Raw genomic sequence first — 21,255 nt, 5'->3', positions numbered from 1 at the left:
GGTTTGGGGCAAATGAATATTTTTCAGACAGCAGAAAAACAAGCAAATATCCTACCGGAAAAATATCGGATGATGACTGTAAAGGAATTGGAGGATCGGGCAAGGGAAATAAAAAATAGTTTTGGGAATAAGCTGTTCATTCCGGGTCATCATTATCAGAAGGATGAGGTCATCCAATTTGCGGACGCTACAGGTGATTCACTCAAGCTTGCCCAGCTTTCACAGGAGAATACCGAGGCGGAATATATTATATTTTGTGGAGTGCACTTTATGGCTGAAACGGCGGATATATTAACATCTCCACATCAAAAGGTGATTTTGCCTGATATGCGTGCAGGCTGTTCCATGGCTGATATGGCTGATATCAGCCAAACAGAAAGAGCCTGGACGAAGCTGCAGAATTTGTTTGGCGATACTATGCTTCCTTTAACATATGTAAACTCTACTGCGGCAATAAAGGCTTTTGTTGGCCGTTACGGGGGAGCTACAGTTACTTCTTCGAATGCTGAAAAGATGGTTGGCTGGGCCTTTAAGCAGAAGCAGAGAGTTCTTTTTCTGCCTGATCAGCATCTTGGAAGAAATACAGCATATAACCTGGGTATAGCTCTTGAAGAAATGGCTGTATGGAACCCTATTACAGATCAGCTGGAATATGAAGGGCAGCTGGAGGACATAAAAGTGATTCTTTGGAAAGGGCATTGTTCTGTTCATGAAAACTTTACTATAGAAAATGTACAAGAAGTTCGCGAACAATATCCCGATATGAAAATCATTGTCCATCCCGAATGCAGGAGAGAAGTGGTGGAGCTTTCCGATATGGCAGGGTCAACCAATTACATTATCGAAGCAATTGAACACTCAGAGCCTGGATCTTCCTGGGCAATCGGTACAGAGATGAATTTAGTTAAAAGGATTATCGCACAGCATCGGGATAAGAAAATTATTTCACTTAACCCGCATATGTGTCCTTGCCTGACCATGAACCGAATCGATTTGCCGCACCTGGTTTGGTCTCTTGAAGCAATCGGGGAGGGTGAAAGCCAAAATCTGATTCAGGTTGAAGAGCCAACTGCGGCATATGCCAAACTGGCACTTGACAGGATGCTTGAACGTCCATAAATGTGGCAAAAGGTTTTCAGGCTGTTAAAATTGAAAAATAGCTCGCAGGGTAAAATATACTTCGCGGAAGCTAAGCCTAAAAAAAATTCTCCAATCCAGGAGGATTTTTTTTATTGCCTTACTGCCAATTGCTGTGATTGGTATATGAATGAAACGATGAATCATAATTCCCGGAAAAAAAGCATATCTTTTTGTGTAGATTGTTAGCAATTTGCCCAATCCTTCATACACTATATGGACTCATCGAGATTAACGGGCACTAATCTGCACCTTTCACATAAATGGATGAAATGCCCGTAAATGCTGATTAGGGCACAGACTGAGAAAGCCGCACCTGCGGCAAATTCTGTGTGACCACCCACATCATGTGGACCTAAGCCCAGCCATCACAGATGGAAGCATCACCTTAAGCATAGGAGGGAATTCAGAGTGAAAATCCATATCGTACAGAAAGGGGATACTCTTTGGAAGATTGCCAAAAAGTACGGCGTGAATTTTGAAGAGCTGAAAAAGATGAATACACAGCTCAGCAACCCTGATATGATTATGCCCGGTATGAAAATAAAAGTTCCCGCAAGTGGAGGCTCTATAAAAAAAGAAGCTCCTATTGGAGGAAAACCGGAAGCAAAAATAAATTTGGGTGCCAAAAAGGAAATGCCAAAAGCAGAACAGCCTTTTGCCAAAGAGAAACCTATTACCATGCCGAAAGCTGAAGCACCAAAAAAGGAAATGCCAAAAGTAACGGCACCGAAGGTTGAAATTCCGAAAGAAGTGCCTAAGACTGCACCAAAAGCAGAGGCCCCGAAGGAAGTTCCAAAAAAACCTTATAAGCCCAAAATGCCAACACCTATTATGCCGGAAATTGATATAAATAATTATTACATGATGAATATTCAGCAGCCGGCACCGCAGCAAAAGCCGCTGCCGGCAAAAGAGGTTAAGCCGCAGCAGCAGAAACCTCTGCCTGTGAAAGAAGTTAAAGCAAAGGAAAAACCAGTGAAGCCTGCAGAAACAAAACCACAGCAAAAGCCATTGCCAATTTCAGAATCTAAGCCGCAGCCTCAGCTTCCGCCTAAACCAGTTAATATCCTTCCGCAGGTAAAGCCGTCTTCAAATCAAGAAAGCCCTGAATCGCCGGAAAGCGAATCATCTCTTTATACACATCAAGGAGGTCAATATCAGCCGATGTTTCCTTATAATCCATGTTACCCGCAAATGCCATTCCCTCAAGTGCAGGGAGCGATGATGCCGCAGATGCCGCACCAGATGCCACAGGTGCAGGGAGCGATGATGCCGCAGATGCCGCATCAGATGCCACAGGTACAGGGAGCGATGATGCCGCAGATGCCGCACCAGATGCCACAGGTGCAGGGAGCGATGATGCCGCAGATGCCGCATCAGATGCCACAGGTACAGGGAGCGATGATGCCGCAGATGCCGCACCAAATGCCACAGGTACAGGGAGCAATGATGCCGCAGATGCCGCACCAGATGCCACAGGTACAGGGAGCAATGATGCCGCAAATGCCGCATCAAATGCCACAGGTACAGGGAGCGATGATGCCAGAGCATCAAATGCCTCATATGGGTATGATGGCCGGAGTGGAAAGTCCGGATTATGATGAATCTTCGCCGTTTATGCCAATGGCTCAAATGCCATCAGGTGTGATGGGCGCAGAAGATATGGGACAGCAGATGCCGCATCAAATGCCGCAGGTACAGGGAGCGATGATGCCGCAGATGCCGCACCAGATGCCACAGGTGCAGGGAGCAATGATGCCGCAGATGCCTCACCAAATGCCGCAGGTACAGGGAGCGATGATGCCGCAGATGCCGCACCAGATGCCGCAGGTACAGGGAGCAATGATGCCGCAGATGCCGCACCAAATGCCGCAGGTGCAGGGAGCAATGATGCCGCAGATGCCGCACCAAATGCCGCAGGTGCAGGGAGCAATGATGCCGCAGATGCCGCACCAAATGCCACCGGGTGTGATGGGGGCAGAAGACATGGGAATGCAAATGCCGCATCAGATGCCACAGGTGCAGGGAATGGAAGAATCCCCAGGCATGTCTCAAAAGCCATTGATGCCTGGCTCGGTGATGGGAGCTTCCAATGATTGCGGCTGTGGAGGACCGCAATTTGCTCCTGGAGGCTTCGGACCTGGACCAGGATTTGGTCCAGGGCAGGGGTATGGTCCGGGATTCGGCTATGGCCCGGGACCTGGTTTCGGTCAGGGTTTTGGCCCAATGGACGGAGCGGCTTTCGGAATGCCAAGAAACATAGACGAAAGCAGTGAATACGACGGTTAATAATGGAGGAGACGATTTAGTTCAAAATCGTCTCCTCTCCTATTTGCAGGATCAGCTGCCATTTAAAATTGAAGAATTAAAGCCAATCAGAAAGAAGGTTTATTTACTGAGGACACAGGAAAGATCCTTTATACTTAAAGGGTTTTCATCCTATCACCGTCTAAAGCTACAGGAAGCATTCACCTCTTCATTAATGAAGGAAGGATTTTCAAAAACATATATTTTTTACGAAGTTGCCAAGGAACCGCCTTTGTTTTTTGACAGGACTTATTACGGCTGCTTGGAGTATTTACCGCCTTCGAAAGAAGTTTTTACTTATTACCTGAAGACAGATCGTTTAGAAGGGCTGGAGCTGCTGAAGAAATTCCACGATACTACAGAGAAGCTCGTCAGCCGCTATCAAACGGTTGTACCGGCATATAGGCAGGCGGATAAGTGGAGAGAAAGAGCAACCCTTTTCCTTAATAATCTCCCTGTAGTAAGGTATTTTGTCCAAAAAGAAATTATTAATGAGCTATTAGCCTGGGCAGATTGGTCCTTAAAAGGCATGGAAGACGAAGCCTGGCTATTTCAGTCAGGGAAGCAGGTAATTCTGCACGGTGATGTAGCACATCATAATTTTCTCAGAGCAAAAGATCAATCTTTATATTTGCTCGATTTTGACCTGGTAGCAATAGGGTCTCCTCATTCTGATTATCTGCAGTATGCAAATCGCATCCTTCCTTATATGAATTGGTCCTTTGAAGATTTGAGAAAATACCCCACCTTAAAATCCAATCTTGAAGAAAAGGGTTTTCTTCATGCCTTGGCATTTCCTACTGATATATTCAGGGAATGGAATCGTGTAATAAGGGATAGATCATATCTTGATTCTGTGAAAATTCGTCCTGTTCTGGACTTAACTGTAGGCCAGTTTGCTGAAAGACAGCGTTTTATTAAAGCTCTTAAATATGCTGCCAATGACAAAAACTAATAATGCCCATTAAAAAATTGGACGTAAATGGACAGAATGAAAGCCCCTCTTCGCTCACAAGCTAAATAAGAGCAGAAATGCTCAGGGCTTGTAATATTAGCGAGGGGGGTTTTTCGCTTGCACAAGAAACTGCTTGCAGTGCCGATGGCTGCTATTTTATCAATGGGAATGACAGGATGCGGAACGAACGAAGATGCAGGTGTTGAACGGAACAATGAAATTGGTCAGCCCATGGGATATTACTCGAATGAGAATCACGGAAACCGCGGCGGCAATGCCCGGGTGGAAGATGGTACCGATAATGATGGGCCTCTGACAGAAATGATCTATCATACGCTTGGAGGCGAGGGGGAAAACAATCGCCATAACCAAGTAAACAATAATGCCAGAAGAGTCCGGAACGAAAATACCGGAAACCCTACTATTCCTATTGCGGACAGAGATCGCAGCTTTTTCATGAAAGATAATCGTTTTAGCCATAGTGATGCAAATTATCACGGGCATCTCGATGATAATACGCGACAAGCTAAAAATTCCTATTATCAGGCTTATGAAGGTGAGCTTGCTGAAAAAATCGGCGACGTTGCAGCATCTGTTCCGAATGTTGAAGACGTCAGATCTGTTACGTATGGCAGCAATGTTTTGATTGCTGTAGATCTGACTGATTACGATAAGGAAGAACAAACGAAAGAAGCGATTCATGAAGCTGTTGAGCCATATTTGCGGGGAAGATCTGCAAAGGTGGTAACAGACGAAGGAACATTCAGCCGTTTAAGAAACATTGATAACAACCTTCGTGATGGAGGCCCAAGAGAGCAAATTGATTGGGATTTGAAAAACTTATTCCGCAGGGAAAAATAACGAATTAGCAAGGGGGAAAGCAGCTATGCTTTGCCCCTTTCCACATATAAAATTATTTCAGGATAAACATGAAAATTTTGGCCACACTAATCATAAAGATCTGGGAAAAACAGGCTCAGGCAGATAGTGAAGAAGTTACTATTTAATCGAGGTGATCGATCATGAGAACCATATGGTGCTTGCTAATAGCAGGAGCTGCTTCCTTTTATCTCTTCTTCCATCCGGATGCATTCAATTTTCTATCTAACAGCACATCTATATATGCTAAGGCAGCAGAGGAACGAATTGAAGGTCCGCTTAAGATGGAGGTCATTTTGGAAAGGGAGTATCTGGATGGGGAAGTGAGCCAGGAAACAATAGAGGAAACCATATGGACTCTTGAAGATTTCTGGGCTAAATATGATCAATGGCAGCTTGTTGATATGGATATAGATTATATGGTATTCCGCAGGAAAGTGGATGATATTTCACCGTTATTAAAAGCAAATGGGTATTTCGGTGTAACGGAGGACGGAACACTTACCATCTTCAATGGAAAGCCGCAAAATACGAATATTATTCAGTCATTCTTTCAAATCGACTTAGGAAAATTAGAAAGTGCAAAATGTGAAGAATTAAAAAAAGGAATACCTATTGTTTCAAAAGATCGATATGTGAAAGTTCTGGAAACCTTTAAAAGCTATTCTGCCGGTGAAAAGCAGGCGAATTGAAAAAGCGGTGAAACATGCAAGGGAATGTACTTCTCTTGCATGTTTCTGTTGTGGACAAAAATACAAATGAATTGTTTGTAATGTTACTTAGTTTCTGATAGCATATAATTAAGTAACATTAGATGCAGGAGGGAATCTAGTGGAATATGTTGATCCTATCAAGGACATCAAAAGTATTTATAAAATTAAAGAGATTTTAAAGAGACAATCACAGCGGGACTTATTGCTATTTGTATTGGGAATAAATACAGGCATTAGAGTCAGTGACCTGCTTTCTTTGAGAATCAGCGATGTTTCAGATGGGAAAGAAATAAAGGAATTTATATATATTGATGATTTAAACAATTGTGCCGAATCTAAAAATAGCAATGAACAGAAAGCGTATTATTTAAATAACAGTGTGAAAAAAGAATTAAAAAAATATTTTTCCCAGCATGATTTTACTGAGTGCGATTTTCTTTTTAAATCCAAGAAGAATAATCAGCCAATAACTCGCCAGCAGGCTTACCGGATCATAAATAGTGCTGCAAAGGAAGCGGGAATAGAGGGAAAAATCGGTACACACACACTCCGTAAAACCTTTGGTTATCATGCTTACAGAAAAGGGATTGCCATATCGATCATTATGTCCATATATAATCACCATTCATCAGCTGAAACATTGCGTTATTTAGGAATTGAGAGAGGCCAAAAGCAATTAATTAAGGTGGATGTTAATCTTTAGTCTTATTGAAAGCATAAAAAAACTCCTCCGCATTTCAGCAGAGGAGGAATTATTCATTATTCATCATCATCATTCAAGGAATCATCTAAATCAACATTAGTTAAGTCAGATATTATGTCTTCTGTCACGATGACTTGTAGTGTCTTCTGGTCTTTCATAAATTTAAAAACCCCATTATTAAAGTCAGTACCCTGATCTTTAAAGAAGATTCCTTCATATTCAGCATCCTTCGTATGTTTAAATGTCACACGATAGTTGCTGCCATCCTTAACGAGGTATGCTCGGACGCCTTTTTCAAATTGGCCCTCCTGATCTTTCAGGTAGCGGGACACAGAAATGATATGAAGATCCACAAATGGAATTTCACGAAGAAGTGTATTGATGATGGACCCTTTGGCAATTTGTTCCCAGCGGCTTTGAGCTGTTTGGCCAAGAATTATTTGTGTAATTCCTTTTTCCCTTGCCACTTCGGTGATTACTTTGGATACTGGCCGCTTATCATTATCCTTCAAAATGAAAGCATCAGCACTAAAGTGTTCGGCTAATTGTTTCCATCTCGTGATGTAATGGGATTTCTCCGCATCCATTTCATCAAAAGGTTTTGGATCAATGGTCAAAATATATAAAGGACAATCTAGCATACTTGCTATTTGGCATCCGCGGCGAATTAACTTTTCACCATTTGGGCCGTAATAAACGCAAACAAGAATGCTTTCGTCCATTCGTCCTTTTAGTTTCTTCACTGTAAACTCACCTCGAATAGATGTGAAAAATAGTAGTGTTCATAAATTAAACTATGTATGACTATAGCTTATGCAACTTGAACAGTCAATGTCATTCAAGAAATTTAATCAATCTCTGAGGTAATGGTTTTATGAATATGGGAGCATACTCTAAGAGACCAATTAAAATACCCTGAAATTCTAAAGCAGCAGAGTGACCTGGAATTCATAAGAAAGGGAGGGGACCAATTTGTCTTGGCTGCACATAATGGTTTTAATTCCATTTTTATTTGCAATAATTGTTCCGTTGATTTATAGAGTGTTTACACCACGTATACATACGGGCTGGTTTGTGCTTAGTGTGCCTTCAGTTATCTTTCTGTATTTACTAAGGTATATTCCAGTTATTTCAAAGGGTGAAACGATTTTTATTTCTGTGCCCTGGATACCATCTTATGGAATAAATTACACAACATATATTGATGGATTAAGCTTAGTTTTTGGCTTGGTTATTACAGGAATCGGCTCATTGGTTGTTCTGTATTCCATTTATTACATGTCAAAGCTGAAAGAATCACTGCATAATTTTTATGTTTATTTGCTGTTATTTATGGGAGCCATGCTTGGCTTGGTTTTCTCTGATAACATTCTTGTTTTATATGTTTATTGGGAATTGACAAGCATCTCATCTTTCTTATTAATTGCTTATTGGTATCAAAGGGAAAAATCGCGGTATGGGGCACAGAAATCAATGAATATTACGATTTTTGGCGGACTTGCCATGCTTGCCGGATTTATCATGCTGTCAATGATGACAGAAACATATAGCATTCGTGAAATAATCCACCAAACTGACTCAATATATGATCATTCCTTATTTTTGCCTGCAATGATTCTCCTTCTTCTTGGGGCGTTCACAAAATCCGCACAATTCCCATTCAGCATTTGGCTTCCAGATGCAATGGAAGCTCCAACGCCAATTAGTGCTTACCTGCACTCAGCGACAATGGTAAAAGCGGGAATATACCTAGTAGCGCGTATGACGCCGATTTTTGGAGGTTCTGCAGAGTGGTTTTGGCTCGTAACCAGTGCCGGGCTTGTAACATTACTGTATGGTTCTCTTAACGCGGTAAAACAAACAGACTTAAAGGCTTTATTAGCCTACTCAACCATCAGCCAGCTCGGGCTGATTATGAGTCTGCTTGGCATGGGGTCAGCTTCCCTGTATTACGGTACAGGTGATGAAGCTTCAATGTACGCAGTAGCCGTCCTCGCTGCAATCTTTCATTTAATCAATCACTCTACGTTTAAGGGAAGTTTGTTTATGGTTGTGGGGATCATTGACCATGAAACCGGAACAAGGGATATTAGAAGACTTGGCGGTTTGATGCACCTCATGCCAATTTCTTTTACCCTGGCTATAATTGGCGGCTTTTCAATGGCTGGCCTTCCTCCATTTAATGGATTTCTAAGTAAAGAAATGTTCTTTACCGCTGTGTTGAATGCTTCTGATATGTCTATATTCAGCATGGAATCCTTAGGGGTAATTTTCCCTGTTATCGCCTGGGCAGCAAGTGTGTTTACTTTTATCTATTGTATGATCCTGATTTTCAAGACCTTTACCGGGAAATACAAGCCGAAAAAGCTGGAAAAAGCAGCTCACGAAGCACCAGTTGGAATGTTAGTGCCTCCGGTTATTTTATCTTCCCTGGTTATTATTATTTTCTTTTTCCCTAATGTACTTTCTAAATACATTCTTAAGCCTGCAATGGGAGCCGTTTTGCCTGCCTATTCTCAGCCTGGGGAAATTGAGATCAAGATCAGTGCCTGGCATGGCTGGAATACTGAATTATTTATGACCATGGGGGTCGTCGCAGCAGGAGCACTTCTATATCTATATCTAAAAAAGTGGATTGGCATTTATTCGACCTATCCGTATAGCATGACCTTCAATAACTTCTATAATCAAGGGCTCGGCAAAATGGAAGACATGTCCCTTTCTCTAACAAAGAGTTATATGACAGGTTTTATACGTGATTATTTTGTTTATATCTTCACTTTTCTAATCATTATTGTTGGCGGTTGTATATTGTTCTTGGATGGAGCAGCCTTTGATGCCAGCAATAATGGACCTGTCAGCATATATGAAGGTGTGTTAATCATTAGTATGTTAACAGCGGCCTTAACCGTTCTATTTTCCAAATCAAGGCTGACGGCTATAGTAGCAGTTGGTGCTCTTGGATACCTGGTTTCACTTTTCTTTGTCATTTTCCGCGCACCGGATTTAGCTTTAACACAGCTGGTGGTTGAGACAGTAACAACTGCCCTTTTCCTTTTATGTTTTTACCATTTGCCCGAATTACGGAGGGAAGCAGTCAGAGTGAAATTCAGAATGACAAATTTAGTGATTTCTCTTGGTGTTGGGGCGATAGTGGCAATTCTAGCACTATCAGCTAATGGGACAAGGTTATTCGAGCCTATCGCCTATTATTATGAAAATTCATATGAACTTGCCGGGGCAAGAAACATTGTTAACGCCATACTTGTAGACTTCCGGGGGATTGATACAATGCTTGAAATATTTGTTCTTGGCATTGCTTCCTTAGGAGTGTACACACTTGTGAAACTGAGAATATCGGGGAGGGATAGAAGTGAAAGAACCAAATGATATCATTTTGCATGCTGTTATAAAGGTTGCAGTAGTTATCATACTTACCTTTTCGATTAACCTATTCTTCTCAGGACATCATAACCCTGGCGGAGGATTCATCGGAGGTTTAGGGTTTTCAGCTGCTCTGACGCTTCTGTTACTGGCTTTCGATATTGAAACAGTCCGTCAAAACATACCCGTTGATTTTAAAGTGCTTACAGCCATTGGAGTTTTAATTGCTGTTTTTACAGGGGTAGGAGGCATTGTTTTTGGGGCGCCATTTTTAACACAGGCATTTGATTATTTCGACATTCCGGTTTTCGGAAAGACTGAACTGGCTACTGCAGTTCTCTTCGATGTCGGGGTTGCGCTGGCAGTTATTGGGACATCGATGTCCATAATTCTGAGTATAGGTGATGATCACTAAGAATGGAAACTTTAATGTCACTGCTTGTCGGTCTGTTTTTTGCTATAGGAACCTATTTAATCTTAACCAAGAGTTTGCTTAGAATCATCTTGGGAACGTCCATTATCAGTCATGGGGTCCATCTGCTTATTCTCACTATGGGCGGTTTAAAGACGGGAGGTCCTCCATTATTGGGTCTGCAGGACCTTCCATTTACCGATGCGCTGCCGCAGGCACTTATATTAACTGCGATTGTTATTAATTTTGCAACAACTGCCCTTTTCTTAGTGTTGAGCTATCGTGCATATAAAGTGCTGGGCACAGACGATACGGATCAAATGAGAGGTAATCATGATGAATAACTTAATTATTTTGCCCATAATCATCCCTCTGATTACAGGAATGGTCATGGTGATTTTTAGGAGGAATATAAAACTTCATAAAATCTTAAGCCTCATTGCATTATCAGCATCAGGAATCATTGCGGTCATGTTAATGGGCGAAAATAAAAACACCGGGATTCAGACCCTGCATTTAGGCGGCTGGAAGCCCCCGTTTGGGGTAAGCATGGTCGCTGATATGTTTTCTTCCATGCTGCTTTTAATAACAAGTATTGTAGCTGTCTGCTGCTTGCTTTATGCCTTCAGATCAATAGGAGAAGAAAGGGAGAGCCATTATTTTTATCCTTTATTTTTATTTCTGATTACCGGAGTAAATGGCTCTTTTATTACTGGGGACTTATTTAACCTGTTTGTCTGTTTTGAAGTGATGCTCATTTCTTCATACGTATTGATTTCATTGGGGGGCACTAAGGTGCAGCTCCGGGAGTCTATTAAATATGTACTTACCAATATTATTTCATCATTTCTTTTCCTCGTGGCAATCGCCTATATTTATGCTATTACAGGAACTTTAAACTTTGCCCATCTTTCAGTGAGGGTTGCAGAGACAGGCCAGAGCGGGCTATTGACCATTATATCTATATTATTGCTGGTCATATTCAGCCTCAAAGCTGCACTCTTTCTATTCTTTTGGCTCCCAGGCTCATATAGTGCCCCACCAGCGGCTGTGGCTGCGGTTTTTGCCGCGCTATTAACAAAGGTTGGCATCTATGCGATATTTCGTTTGTTTACCCTGGTTTTCTACCACGAGCCAAAAGTTACACATCTCCTAATCGGCATTTTGGGAGCGGCAACCATGATCCTTGGTGCGATTGGAGCTGTTGCACATTGGGATATTAAGAACATACTTGCTTATAACGTCATTATAGGCGTTGGTTTTATCATTGCTGGGCTGGCCTCTTTCTCAATCGAGGGATTAACCGGCTCTGTATACTATATGATTCATGACATAATCGTTAAGGCGCTTATATTCTTATTAGGCGGGACAATCATCAGTCTTACAGGCACAGGGAAACTAAAAGATATGAGCGGTCTCATTCGCAATCACCCATATCTTGGATGGATGTTCTTTATTGCTGCTCTGTCCCTGGCAGGAATACCTCCATTAAGCGGTTTCCTTGGCAAAGTATTTATAACGCAAGGCACTTTCGAAGCCGGCTATTTCTGGCTTGGCGCAATAGGTCTGTTAACAAGTCTGATGGCCCTCTACTCCGTTATTAAAATTTTTATGAATTGTTTTTGGGGAGAAACGTTTTTAAGTGAGGAAATGGAGTCAGGTACCACTAAAGGGGTGATGTTCCCGATAGCCTGTCTCAGCCTGCTGACAATATTGCTGGGCTTGGGGGCTGAAGGAATCTCTGCATATACCCAGCTGGCAGTTCAAACCTTAATGAATCCGGAGATTTATATTCAAGCTGTTTTTGGTGGCGAGACTGCGCCGTAATACCTGGAATAAACAGATTTTCTTCGAAAGGGGTTATCATTTTGCCCATTCAAGTATTAATCAATCTATTTATAGCTTTTTTATGGATGTTTCTTCAAGATGACTGGAGCGTATTATCCTTTTTCAGCGGTTATCTGGTGGGGATAATTGTTTTGATCGTTTTAGAGAAGTTCTTTAAAGCCCCTTTATATTTGAGATCACTCTTAGCCATCCTTAAATTGTTTTTTGTATTTATTTGGGAATTGTTCACTTCGAGCATACTTGTAATCCGGCAGGTAATAAGGCCAAGAATTAATATCACTCCCGGGATTTTCACAATAGAAACTGAGCTTGAAGGAGAGCTTGAAGTAACTCTGCTTGCTTTGCTGCTTTCACTGACTCCCGGTTCTGTTGTTGTGGAGGTATCCCACGATAATAAAGTGTTCTACATTCATGCCATGGATATTCCGGAATCAAGTGAATCTGTCATAGTATCAAAGGATCGGTTTGAAAAGGCGATAAAGAAGGTGACCCGCAAATGATAGAAATTATTTTAATGCTTTCATTGGGATTTCTGGCGCTTTCAATGATGGCAACAATCTTCCGGCTGGTCATAGGACCCACGATACCAGACAGGGTACAGGCTTTGGATATTTTAGGGATAAATTTAATTTCAGCGGTAGCTATTTTATCGGTATTACTAAAAACACATGCCTTTATGGAAGTCATTTTATTAATTGGCATTCTTTCCTTTATTGGAACAATTGCCTTTGCTCGATTTATGGAAAGAGGTGTTGTCATTGAACGCAGACGTCACAAGTGAACTGGTAGCAGCCATACTGATATTGACAGGCACCATTTTCAGTTTTTTAAGTGCAATCGGAATTATTCGGCTTCCGGATGTGTATACCCGGTCTCATGCTGCCTCAAAAAGCTCCACTCTGGGTGTAATGTTTACATTGTTTGGAGCATTCCTGTTTTTCCTGTTTGCAGATAATTACTTCAGTATTCGATTACTGCTTGGCATATTTTTTGTATTCCTGACTGCCCCCGTTTCCGCACATGCAATTTGCCGCGCTGCTTATCGCTCAAGTGTAGAATTGAGCAGTACTAGTGTCCAGGATGATTTGAAGGGTGCTTTAAGGAAAGAACAAGAGGATGCATAGATCACTTCAAAAGAGTGTCTGCAGCATTTTTTACTTCTTGTCAAAATAGTTTATGGTACAATGAGGTACAGTTGAATTAGGGGGTAGAAAGGCATTGTTTGAATTTGTAAGAGGCAGGCTCGATTTTATCGGACCTGAATATGTAGTGATTGAAAACAATGGAATTGGCTATCAGATATTAACGCCTAATCCATTTAGCTATACCCCGGAGTTTGGGCAGGAAGTCAGGATATTCACGTATCATTATGTACGGGAAGATATCATGGCATTGTATGGTTTTCAGACCCGTGAGGAGAAAACTCTGTTTACCAGGCTGCTTAATGTTACCGGCATTGGGCCGAAGGGAGCACTTGCAATTCTTGCATCAGGTGAACCCGAACAGGTGGTGCAGGCAATTGAAAATGAAGATGAAGCATTCCTTGTTAAGTTTCCTGGAGTCGGAAAGAAAACAGCCAGGCAAATGATTCTTGATCTTAAAGGGAAGCTACCGGATATTGTCCCTGACTTCTTCCCGAATCTGTTTTCAGCGGATAGAATACAGTCGGAGAGCGGGCATGCGGGAGATTTGGAAGAAGCCTTGCTTGCATTAAAAGCTCTGGGCTATTCAGATAAGGAACTAAAAAAGATTACGCCGGAACTGAAAAAGGAAAAGCTTACAACGGACCAATACATAAAGAAGGCTCTGCAAAAGCTTTTAAAATTATAATTTATTGATGAAGGCCGTTGCGTTTTATGCCGAATTAAGAAGGTGATTAAGTATGGAAGAGCGGATAATATCCGGTGAAGCTGATCTTCAGGATTTTTCATTTGAACAGAGTCTGCGCCCGCAGACACTAAAGCAGTATATTGGTCAGGATAAAGTAAAGGAGAACCTCGAGATCTTTATCAAAGCTGCCAGAATACGCAAGGAGACCTTAGATCATGTCCTTCTATATGGGCCGCCGGGTTTGGGGAAAACGACACTGGCTGCTATTATTGCCAATGAAATGGGCGTTAATATCAGAACAACTGCAGGCCCTGCAATTGAAAGGCCAGGTGATCTGGCGGCGATCCTGACTGCATTGGAACCGGGTGACGTCCTGTTTATTGATGAAATTCATCGCTTGCCTCGGTCTATAGAGGAAGTTCTTTATCCGGCAATGGAAGACTTCTGCCTTGATATTGTTATCGGAAAAGGGCCAAGTGCCAGATCAGTAAGGCTTGATTTGCCTCCTTTTACTCTGGTTGGCGCGACTACAAGGGCCGGGTCTTTATCGGCTCCGTTAAGAGACCGCTTTGGCGTGCTCAGCAGGCTTGAATATTACTCAGAACAGCAGCTGACTAATATTGTTGTCCGTACAGCTGACGTGCTGGATACAGGTATAGATCAAAAAGCAGCGATTGAAGTGGCCAGAAGATCAAGAGGCACGCCCAGAATTGCAAACAGGCTCCTCCGGAGAGTCAGGGACTTTGCACAGGTCAAAGCGGATGGCCAAATTGATGAAACACTTGCCAAGGAAGCCCTGGAGCTTTTGCAGGTTGACCGTTTAGGCCTTGATCATATTGACCATAAATTATTAAGAGGGATAATAGAAAAATTCCGGGGCGGACCTGTTGGTCTTGAAACGATTGCTGCGACCATTGGGGAAGAAGCGCATACGATTGAAGATGTTTATGAACCTTATCTATTGCAGATCGGGTTTCTTCAGCGGACACCAAGAGGAAGAATTGTAACGGACCTGGTGTATCGACATTTTCAAATGGAGGTGCCTGCTGATTGAGCGGGATATCAAAATGGCTGATGGTCATAGGTGCCATCATTTTTGCCATAGGATTTATAAGCCAGTTTATTAATATTGGCAAGCTGCCTGGAGATTTAGTGATTAAAAAAGGCAATACGACCTTTTATTTTCCAGTCGTTACATCGATATTGCTGAGTATTATCCTATCTGCCATCTTTTATTTTATTGGCAGGTTCCGGTAGTCTATTTGAATAACAGAAGGGTGACATCATGAAAGTAGATTGGTTTGATTTTCATTTGCCTGAAGAATTAATTGCACAAACGCCTTTGGCTGATCGGACAAGCAGCAGGCTAATGGTCCTTGATAAAAAAACCGGGGATATTCAGCATAGTGTTTTTAAAGATATTAAGAATTATCTTAAGGCAGGAGATTGCCTTGTATTAAATGACACAAAGGTCCTTCCTGCGAGGCTGTTTGGAGAAAAGACAGGCACTGGTGCAAAAATAGAGGTGCTTCTTCTCAAACAGATTGAAGGGGATTCCTGGGAAACACTTGTCAAACCAGCCAAAAGAGTAAAAGAAGGAACTGAGATAACTTTTGGAGACGGCAAATTGACTGCTGTCTGCACTGGAACTTCAGATCATGGCGGCAGGGTACTTGAGTTCCGATACGACGGAATATTCTATGAGGTCCTTGAGCAATTGGGAGAAATGCCTTTGCCTCCTTATATTAAAGAGCAGCTTGATGATCGAGACCGTTATCAGACTGTGTTTGCCCGTGAACGCGGTTCAGCTGCAGCTCCGACAGCAGGCCTTCATTTTACTGAACAGCTTCTTGAAGAAATAAAAGAAATGGGTGTGCATATTGCTTTTATTACTCTGCACGTTGGTCTTGGAACTTTCAGGCCTGTTAGTGTAGATGATATAAATGAGCATGAAATGCATGCTGAATTTTACCAGGTAACTGAAGGAACTGCACGGCTATTAAATGAAGTGCGTGAGCAGGGAGGAAGAATCATCAGTGTGGGGACTACTTCCACGAGGACTTTAGAAACCATTGCTTCTGCGCATAATGGCCGTTTTGAGGAAGCAAGCGGCTGGACTGATATTTTCATTTATCCAGGCTATGATTTTAAAGCGATTGATGGCATGATTACGAATTTCCACCTGCCTAAATCAACTTTAATTATGCTTGTTAGTGCACTGGCAGGCCGTGAGAACGTTCTGAATGCCTATAATCAGGCAGTTGAGGAGCGGTACCGGTTCTTCAGCTTTGGAGATGCTATGCTCATTTTGTAATATTATTCTGCCTTTTCCAGGCAGGACTAATGTGCTTTTAAATGGAAGGAGAACTGCAACTTGACTGCAATTCGTTATGAATTAATTAAAACATGTAAGCAAACAGGTGCCCGTCTGGGACGGGTCCATACGCCGCATGGTTCTTTTGAAACCCCTGTGTTTATGCCCGTAGGAACACTCGCTACAGTAAAAACCATGTCCCCGGAAGAATTGGTGGAAATGGGAGCAGGCATCATTCTGAGCAATACTTATCATCTCTGGCTTCGGCCGGGTCAGGAAATCGTGGAAGAAGCAGGCGGCCTGCATAAGTTTATGAATTGGGACCGGGCCATTCTGACAGATTCCGGCGGATTTCAGGTGTTCAGCCTGAGTGAATTTCGCAAAATTGAAGAAGAAGGCGTTCATTTCAGGAACCACTTGAATGGTGACAAGCTGTTTTTATCTCCTGAAAAAGCAATGGATATCCAAAATTCGCTTGGATCTGATATTATGATGGCATTTGATGAGTGCCCGCCTTATCCAGCTTCTTTTGAGTATATGAAGAAGTCAGTAGAGCGGACTTCCCGATGGGCTGAGCGCTGCTTAAAAGCTCACAAGCGCCCGAATGACCAGGGACTTTTTGGTATTATACAGGGCGGAGAATATGAGGAGCTGCGCAAACAGAGCGCGAGAGACTTAACATCTCTTGATTTCCCGGGGTATGCTGTGGGCGGATTATCGGTAGGCGAGCCTAAGGATGTTATGAACCGTGTGCTTGAATTCACAACACCGCTAATGCCGTCTGATAAGCCAAGATACCTTATGGGAGTGGGATCCCCGGATTCTTTGATTGATGGTTCGATCAGAGGAATCGATATGTTCGACTGTGTTCTTCCTACCAGGATTGCGAGGAACGGAACATTGATGACAAGTAATGGCCGGCTGGTTGTTAAAAATGCAAAATTTGCAAGAGATTTCGGCCCTATAGATGAGAATTGCGATTGCTACACATGCCGAAATTACAGCCGCGCTTACATCAGGCATTTGATCCGCTGTGATGAAACATTCGGAATCAGGCTTACAACTTACCATAATCTTTATTTTCTGCTAAAATTAATGGAGCAGGTAAGACAGGCAATTAGGGAAGATCGTCTGGGTGACTTTAGAGAAGAGTTTTTCGAAAGGTATGGATTCAATAAGCCTAACGCGAAGAACTTTTAATAATAAAAATTGAGAGTTCATTTAAGGAGCAGCTTTTCCTTAAATCGGGCCGTTCTTTGAAAGGGGGGAAAACAATGGAGCTTTTAGGAACATTAGGACCATTATTGCTGATGTTTGTTTTATTCTATTTCCTGTTAATTCGTCCGCAGCAGAAACGCCAAAAGGCAGTTCAGCAAATGCAGAGTGATTTGAAAAAGGGAGATAAGGTTGTTACAATCGGCGGCCTTCATGGATTCGTTGATGCCATCGACGAAGACAAAGTGGTTATTAAATGTGGTGACGGAAGCCGTCTTACATACGATCGTGCAGCGATCCGCGAAGTAACGCAGGCAACTGGCGATGCATTAGCAAAATCTTAATATCAAAAAAGAAGGTCCTGAGCTGCAGGACCTTCTTTTTTATCGCAGTCTAACGGGCAGTAAGACCCCCACTTCAAGACTCAGAGGAATCCAAGGAGGATAAGCGGGGGTCAAACTGCCCGTAAAGGCCCGATTGGTGAGATACAGTGAAACTTGCCGACGCGCAGGCAGAGGCTTAGTTGAACAATCGGGTTCGTAGTGTCGATTGATCGAAGCGCTAGCGGAGATCTTAGCGACACTAGAACGCGACTAACAATCAGTGGGGGATAAGGAAAACCCCCACTGATTGAAGTTTCACTTTATGCGGTTCTTTTGGTGTTAAGATTCACTCCCAATATACCGCCCATCATGGCCGTAAGTGTGAAACAGGTGTGGTAAATCATTTGCTCCATATTAAATAAACTGTCATGTCCTAAATATTGAAAAAGAAAAATGACGATTGAATAAATAAGGCCGGTTAGGCCTCCGAGCAGCCAGCCTTTTTGCTTGCCTTTGCCTCCGGAAATGAACCCGCCTGCAAAAAGAGAAATGAATGAAACAGCAGTAATAATATACTGCAGGGATGACTCCTGCAGAGATGTAAACCGCAGGAGCAGTGAAAAAATGAGACTGCCGGCAACGGCAATGGCAAAAATCGCAATAATACCGTAAAGGACAGCGCTGCCAAAGTTCTTTGATTCTTCTATATGAACCCTCTCCCTTCTTAATAAGTAATAGGAACAGCTTTCAACCCTTGGGGAAGCCAGCCTTTTTCCTTAGTACAAGCATATTCAGACAATGAAAAAATAGAATATAAATTGTTCAAAGAAAAAACCTCATATACTCATAAAAGTTCAAATATGCGGAAGAATAGAAAGGATTGCATCAAAAGGAGTGCTGTAGAAGTGGAAGAATATCTAATCATCATTGTAAGAACCTTATTTCTATATGCAGTCATTCTTCTCATCTTTAGACTAATGGGCAAAAGGGAAATTGGTGAACTAAGCATCTTGGACCTCGTCGTCTATATCATGATTGCTGAACTTGCAGTTGTCGCTATTGAAACTCCGGATTCAAATATTTTGAAAAATGTGTTCCCCATGCTCCTTTTGATGGTTGTACAAATTGTATTGGCCATATTCTCCCTGAAGAGCAAAACATTCAGGGACGTAGTTGATGGAAAACCGACCATAATTATTAATAAAGGAAAAATAGATGAAAATGCCATGAGGAAGCAGCGGTATAACTTTGATGACCTGCTTCTACAGTTAAGAGAAAAAGATATTGCCAAAATCTCCGATGTGGAATTTGCTATCCTTGAATCCTCAGGTACATTGTCCGTGTTTGAAAGAAATGACAGTAAAGAGGGAGGGATAACGATCCCTTTAATTATAGATGGAACGATTCAGAAAACGAATCTGGAAACGATAAATAAAAGCGACTTTTGGCTGCGTCAGGAACTTCGAAAAGAGGGGTATAAAGAAATATCCAATATTTCTTTCTGCAGTTATGAAAATGGCCAATTTTATGTGGACCTGCTTGATGAAAGAAAATAAACAAGGACAGTTCAGCTGACCTTGTTTATTATTTAAATGCAAGCCTGGATATCATTTTGCCGATTCCCGGAATACGAATTAAGTCATTCTTTCTAATCAGCTTTAAGATTAATAAAAGGATGGTATAGACAATTGTGATGACTGTGGATATCAAAATAACCCTTAAGGCGGTATTCATGTCTGAGGCAAGGATGTTTTTTAGCATCCAGAACCCTAAGCCTCCTGACATACCCATTGCAATAATCGTTTTTATATAATCCCTTACGAAAAAAGTAAAAGAAATAGCTTTCAGAACGGTTGCAAAGTGAAGCATTGTAACCAGAACTGTGCCTGTCAAAATCCCCATTGCAACTCCGTTTATCCCGAATGCAGGCTGGCTGGCAAGGAGAAAGATAACGGCCGTCTTTACAACAGCTCCAATCAAACTGTTGATCATGGCCGCACGGGCAAGATTCAATGCCTGTAAAGTTGCCTGAAGAGGTCCCTGATAATAATAAAACAGGAAAAAGGGCGCCATCAGTTTAATAAAATGTGAACCGCTTGAGGAGCCATACATCACTTCCATTAGCTGATCGGAAAGGACGTAAAGAACCACCACTGCCAGGCCGCCGGTAATAAATGCAAATCGAAGCGCCTGCTGAAGCCGGTATTCGATCAGAAGCATATTATTTTGGGAATTTGCCTCGCTTATAGCCGGAACAAGAGAGGTTGACAGAGAATAAGTAATAAACGATGGCAGCATCAGAAGAGGCATGGCAAAGCCCGTAAGAGCACCATACTGCTTCGTAGCCGCAGCTGCTGCCACACCTGCAAGTGCCAGACTCTGCGCTACCACAATCGGTTCAAAAAACCAGGCGACAGAACCGATCATTCTGCTCCCAGTCGTTGGGAGAGCAACGGTCATCAATTCGTTAAATGTACTTTTTCCGGAAGACACATATTTAAAAAATTGTTTCCTGACTCTGAATTTCTTTTTAAGCTTAAATGTGGTCATCAAATAAAGCAATGATGCAAGCTCCCCGATAACTGCTGCCAGCATGGCACCCGCTGCCGCATACTCAATTCCATATGGCAGGAATGCCTTAGTCATTAAAGCGATCAGACTGATTCGGACTACCTGCTCAATCATCTGGGAATAGGCAGCAGGCTTCATGTTCTGCCTTCCCTGGAAATAACCCCGAATGACAGAGGAAACTGCAATGATCGGCACAATTGGAGCGATTGCCATCAAAGGCAAATGGGTCCGGTTATCAGTAAAGAGTGTCTCTGATAATAATGGTGCGAGCAAAATTAAAGCGGGAGTGAAAACAATGGAAAGCGAGATGGTCGTCGCTAAGGAAACAATTAATATTTTCTTGATTTTTGCTGTATCGCCTCTTGCCTCTGCCTCGGCTACATTTTTAGAAATAGCAACCGGCAGCCCAAGCTGTGTGATGGTTACGACAAGAATCATGGTGGGAAAGGCCATCATATATAGGCCAACACCTTCTTCTCCAATAAATCGGGCAATGACAATTCTGTTAATAAAGCCAAGGACCCTGGTCACCAGCCCTGCAGCGAGCAGGATCATGGTACCTTTCAGAAATTTGGACATTCAACTCCCTGCCTTCTCAAAATGGGTAATATCATATACAATTATCTATATGCAAGATAGAGGACAAAGCATGACAAGCTAT

Annotated in this window: 23 protein-coding genes; 20 read left to right on the top strand and 3 right to left on the bottom strand. The window is 42.3% G+C overall.

Annotated features, from left to right (window positions below):
• Positions 1 to 12: 12 nt before the first annotated feature.
• From nadA to NAF01_RS19350, 6 genes are all read left to right on the top strand, one after another.
• Positions 13 to 1,119 (top strand): quinolinate synthase NadA, encoded by a 1,107-nt coding sequence (gene nadA, locus NAF01_RS19375; RefSeq protein WP_227888182.1) that lies wholly within the window; start codon positions 13 to 15, stop codon positions 1,117 to 1,119.
• Positions 1,120 to 1,548: 429 nt separating this feature from the next.
• On the top strand, positions 1,549 to 3,429 hold the full coding sequence (gene safA / locus NAF01_RS19370) for a SafA/ExsA family spore coat assembly protein (RefSeq protein ID WP_250800996.1): 1,881 nt from the start codon (positions 1,549 to 1,551) through the stop codon (positions 3,427 to 3,429).
• Positions 3,413 to 4,402 (top strand): phosphotransferase, encoded by a 990-nt coding sequence (locus NAF01_RS19365; RefSeq protein WP_250800995.1) that lies wholly within the window; start codon positions 3,413 to 3,415, stop codon positions 4,400 to 4,402. Before safA ends, NAF01_RS19365 begins: the two co-directional genes overlap by 17 nt.
• Positions 4,403 to 4,519: 117 nt before the next feature.
• Positions 4,520 to 5,263, top strand: a complete 744-nt coding sequence (locus NAF01_RS19360) for a YhcN/YlaJ family sporulation lipoprotein (RefSeq protein WP_250800994.1) — start codon at positions 4,520 to 4,522, stop codon at positions 5,261 to 5,263.
• Between the two features lie 161 nt (positions 5,264 to 5,424).
• A complete protein-coding gene (locus tag NAF01_RS19355) occupies positions 5,425 to 5,973 on the top strand; it encodes an intercompartmental signaling factor BofC (protein WP_250800993.1) in 549 nt (182 codons plus the stop codon).
• A gap of 139 nt (positions 5,974 to 6,112) precedes the next feature.
• Positions 6,113 to 6,697 carry a tyrosine-type recombinase/integrase gene (locus tag NAF01_RS19350; protein WP_250800992.1) on the top strand — a complete coding sequence of 195 codons (585 nt, stop codon included), beginning with the start codon at positions 6,113 to 6,115 and terminating at the stop codon, positions 6,695 to 6,697.
• A 56-nt stretch (positions 6,698 to 6,753) separates the two neighbouring features.
• Here the strand turns inward: NAF01_RS19350 and NAF01_RS19345 are convergent, their stop codons facing one another.
• Entirely contained in the window at positions 6,754 to 7,440 is a 687-nt protein-coding gene (locus tag NAF01_RS19345; protein ID WP_250800991.1) for a universal stress protein, read from the bottom strand.
• 229 nt (positions 7,441 to 7,669) lie between these two features.
• On the opposite strand from NAF01_RS19345, the gene NAF01_RS19340 reads away from it, so the two are divergent.
• From NAF01_RS19340 to yajC, 13 genes are all read left to right on the top strand, one after another.
• Positions 7,670 to 10,087 (top strand): Na+/H+ antiporter subunit A, encoded by a 2,418-nt coding sequence (locus tag NAF01_RS19340; protein ID WP_250800990.1) that lies wholly within the window; start codon positions 7,670 to 7,672, stop codon positions 10,085 to 10,087.
• Entirely contained in the window at positions 10,071 to 10,496 is a 426-nt protein-coding gene (locus tag NAF01_RS19335; protein WP_250800989.1) for a Na(+)/H(+) antiporter subunit B, read from the top strand. The genes NAF01_RS19340 and NAF01_RS19335 overlap by 17 nt, the downstream gene beginning before the upstream one ends.
• Positions 10,497 to 10,498: 2 nt before the next feature.
• Positions 10,499 to 10,837: a Na(+)/H(+) antiporter subunit C gene (locus NAF01_RS19330; RefSeq protein ID WP_048011602.1), complete on the top strand. Its 339-nt coding sequence runs from the start codon at positions 10,499 to 10,501 to the stop codon at positions 10,835 to 10,837.
• Positions 10,830 to 12,320 (top strand): Na+/H+ antiporter subunit D, encoded by a 1,491-nt coding sequence (locus NAF01_RS19325; RefSeq protein ID WP_250802500.1) that lies wholly within the window; start codon positions 10,830 to 10,832, stop codon positions 12,318 to 12,320. Before NAF01_RS19330 ends, NAF01_RS19325 begins: the two co-directional genes overlap by 8 nt.
• Positions 12,321 to 12,361: 41 nt before the next feature.
• Positions 12,362 to 12,841, top strand: a complete 480-nt coding sequence (locus NAF01_RS19320) for a Na+/H+ antiporter subunit E (RefSeq protein WP_159345302.1) — start codon at positions 12,362 to 12,364, stop codon at positions 12,839 to 12,841.
• Positions 12,838 to 13,122: a Na(+)/H(+) antiporter subunit F1 gene (locus NAF01_RS19315; protein WP_061791159.1), complete on the top strand. Its 285-nt coding sequence runs from the start codon at positions 12,838 to 12,840 to the stop codon at positions 13,120 to 13,122. Before NAF01_RS19320 ends, NAF01_RS19315 begins: the two co-directional genes overlap by 4 nt.
• Positions 13,100 to 13,465 carry a monovalent cation/H(+) antiporter subunit G gene (gene mnhG, locus NAF01_RS19310; RefSeq protein ID WP_115596783.1) on the top strand — a complete coding sequence of 122 codons (366 nt, stop codon included), beginning with the start codon at positions 13,100 to 13,102 and terminating at the stop codon, positions 13,463 to 13,465. Before NAF01_RS19315 ends, mnhG begins: the two co-directional genes overlap by 23 nt.
• Before the next feature lie 94 nt (positions 13,466 to 13,559).
• Positions 13,560 to 14,171 (top strand): Holliday junction branch migration protein RuvA, encoded by a 612-nt coding sequence (ruvA, locus tag NAF01_RS19305; RefSeq protein WP_159345301.1) that lies wholly within the window; start codon positions 13,560 to 13,562, stop codon positions 14,169 to 14,171.
• 52 nt (positions 14,172 to 14,223) lie between these two features.
• Complete coding sequence (ruvB, locus tag NAF01_RS19300; RefSeq protein WP_061791157.1) at positions 14,224 to 15,225, top strand: Holliday junction branch migration DNA helicase RuvB; 1,002 nt, start codon at positions 14,224 to 14,226, stop codon at positions 15,223 to 15,225.
• Positions 15,222 to 15,428, top strand: coding sequence for a DUF2905 domain-containing protein (locus NAF01_RS19295; RefSeq protein ID WP_061791156.1), 207 nt, complete (start codon positions 15,222 to 15,224; stop codon positions 15,426 to 15,428). The genes ruvB and NAF01_RS19295 overlap by 4 nt, the downstream gene beginning before the upstream one ends.
• 28 nt (positions 15,429 to 15,456) lie before the next feature.
• Positions 15,457 to 16,485: a tRNA preQ1(34) S-adenosylmethionine ribosyltransferase-isomerase QueA gene (gene queA, locus NAF01_RS19290; protein ID WP_250800988.1), complete on the top strand. Its 1,029-nt coding sequence runs from the start codon at positions 15,457 to 15,459 to the stop codon at positions 16,483 to 16,485.
• Positions 16,486 to 16,545: 60 nt separating this feature from the next.
• Positions 16,546 to 17,685, top strand: a complete 1,140-nt coding sequence (gene tgt, locus NAF01_RS19285) for a tRNA guanosine(34) transglycosylase Tgt (RefSeq protein ID WP_048011594.1) — start codon at positions 16,546 to 16,548, stop codon at positions 17,683 to 17,685.
• A gap of 74 nt (positions 17,686 to 17,759) precedes the next feature.
• Complete coding sequence (gene yajC, locus NAF01_RS19280) at positions 17,760 to 18,044, top strand: preprotein translocase subunit YajC (protein WP_009333093.1); 285 nt, start codon at positions 17,760 to 17,762, stop codon at positions 18,042 to 18,044.
• 299 nt (positions 18,045 to 18,343) lie between these two features.
• Here the strand turns inward: yajC and NAF01_RS19275 are convergent, their stop codons facing one another.
• Complete coding sequence (locus NAF01_RS19275; RefSeq protein WP_082804448.1) at positions 18,344 to 18,730, bottom strand: TIGR04086 family membrane protein; 387 nt, start codon at positions 18,728 to 18,730, stop codon at positions 18,344 to 18,346.
• Positions 18,731 to 18,928: 198 nt separating this feature from the next.
• Here NAF01_RS19275 and NAF01_RS19270 point away from each other — a divergent pair, with 198 nt between their 5' ends.
• Entirely contained in the window at positions 18,929 to 19,579 is a 651-nt protein-coding gene (locus NAF01_RS19270) for a DUF421 domain-containing protein (protein ID WP_250800987.1), read from the top strand.
• A gap of 28 nt (positions 19,580 to 19,607) precedes the next feature.
• On the opposite strand, the gene spoVB is transcribed toward NAF01_RS19270, so the two are convergent.
• Positions 19,608 to 21,173, bottom strand: coding sequence for a stage V sporulation protein B (gene spoVB, locus NAF01_RS19265; protein WP_197213321.1), 1,566 nt, complete (start codon positions 21,171 to 21,173; stop codon positions 19,608 to 19,610).
• Between the last annotated feature and the right edge of the window lie 82 nt (positions 21,174 to 21,255).

It is taken from the genome of Cytobacillus firmus (assembly GCF_023657595.1).
Lineage (GTDB): Bacteria > Bacillota > Bacilli > Bacillales > Cytobacillaceae > Cytobacillus > Cytobacillus firmus_B.
This window is presented reverse-complemented; position numbering and strand designations above follow the sequence as displayed.

What these genes read in the sequence shown, in the direction of transcription:
- yajC (WP_009333093.1), top strand. Translation starts at nt 17,760, where the DNA reads ATGGAGCTTTTAGGAACATTAGGACCATTATTGCTGATGTTTGTTTTA.
- NAF01_RS19330 (WP_048011602.1), top strand. Translation starts at nt 10,499, where the DNA reads ATGGAAACTTTAATGTCACTGCTTGTCGGTCTGTTTTTTGCTATAGGA.
- NAF01_RS19355 (WP_250800993.1), top strand. Translation starts at nt 5,425, where the DNA reads ATGAGAACCATATGGTGCTTGCTAATAGCAGGAGCTGCTTCCTTTTAT.
- queA (WP_250800988.1), top strand. Translation starts at nt 15,457, where the DNA reads ATGAAAGTAGATTGGTTTGATTTTCATTTGCCTGAAGAATTAATTGCA.
- spoVB (WP_197213321.1), bottom strand. Translation starts at nt 21,173, where the DNA reads ATGTCCAAATTTCTGAAAGGTACCATGATCCTGCTCGCTGCAGGGCTG.
- nadA (WP_227888182.1), top strand. Translation starts at nt 13, where the DNA reads ATGAATATTTTTCAGACAGCAGAAAAACAAGCAAATATCCTACCGGAA.
- NAF01_RS19315 (WP_061791159.1), top strand. Translation starts at nt 12,838, where the DNA reads ATGATAGAAATTATTTTAATGCTTTCATTGGGATTTCTGGCGCTTTCA.
- NAF01_RS19325 (WP_250802500.1), top strand. Translation starts at nt 10,830, where the DNA reads ATGAATAACTTAATTATTTTGCCCATAATCATCCCTCTGATTACAGGA.
- ruvB (WP_061791157.1), top strand. Translation starts at nt 14,224, where the DNA reads ATGGAAGAGCGGATAATATCCGGTGAAGCTGATCTTCAGGATTTTTCA.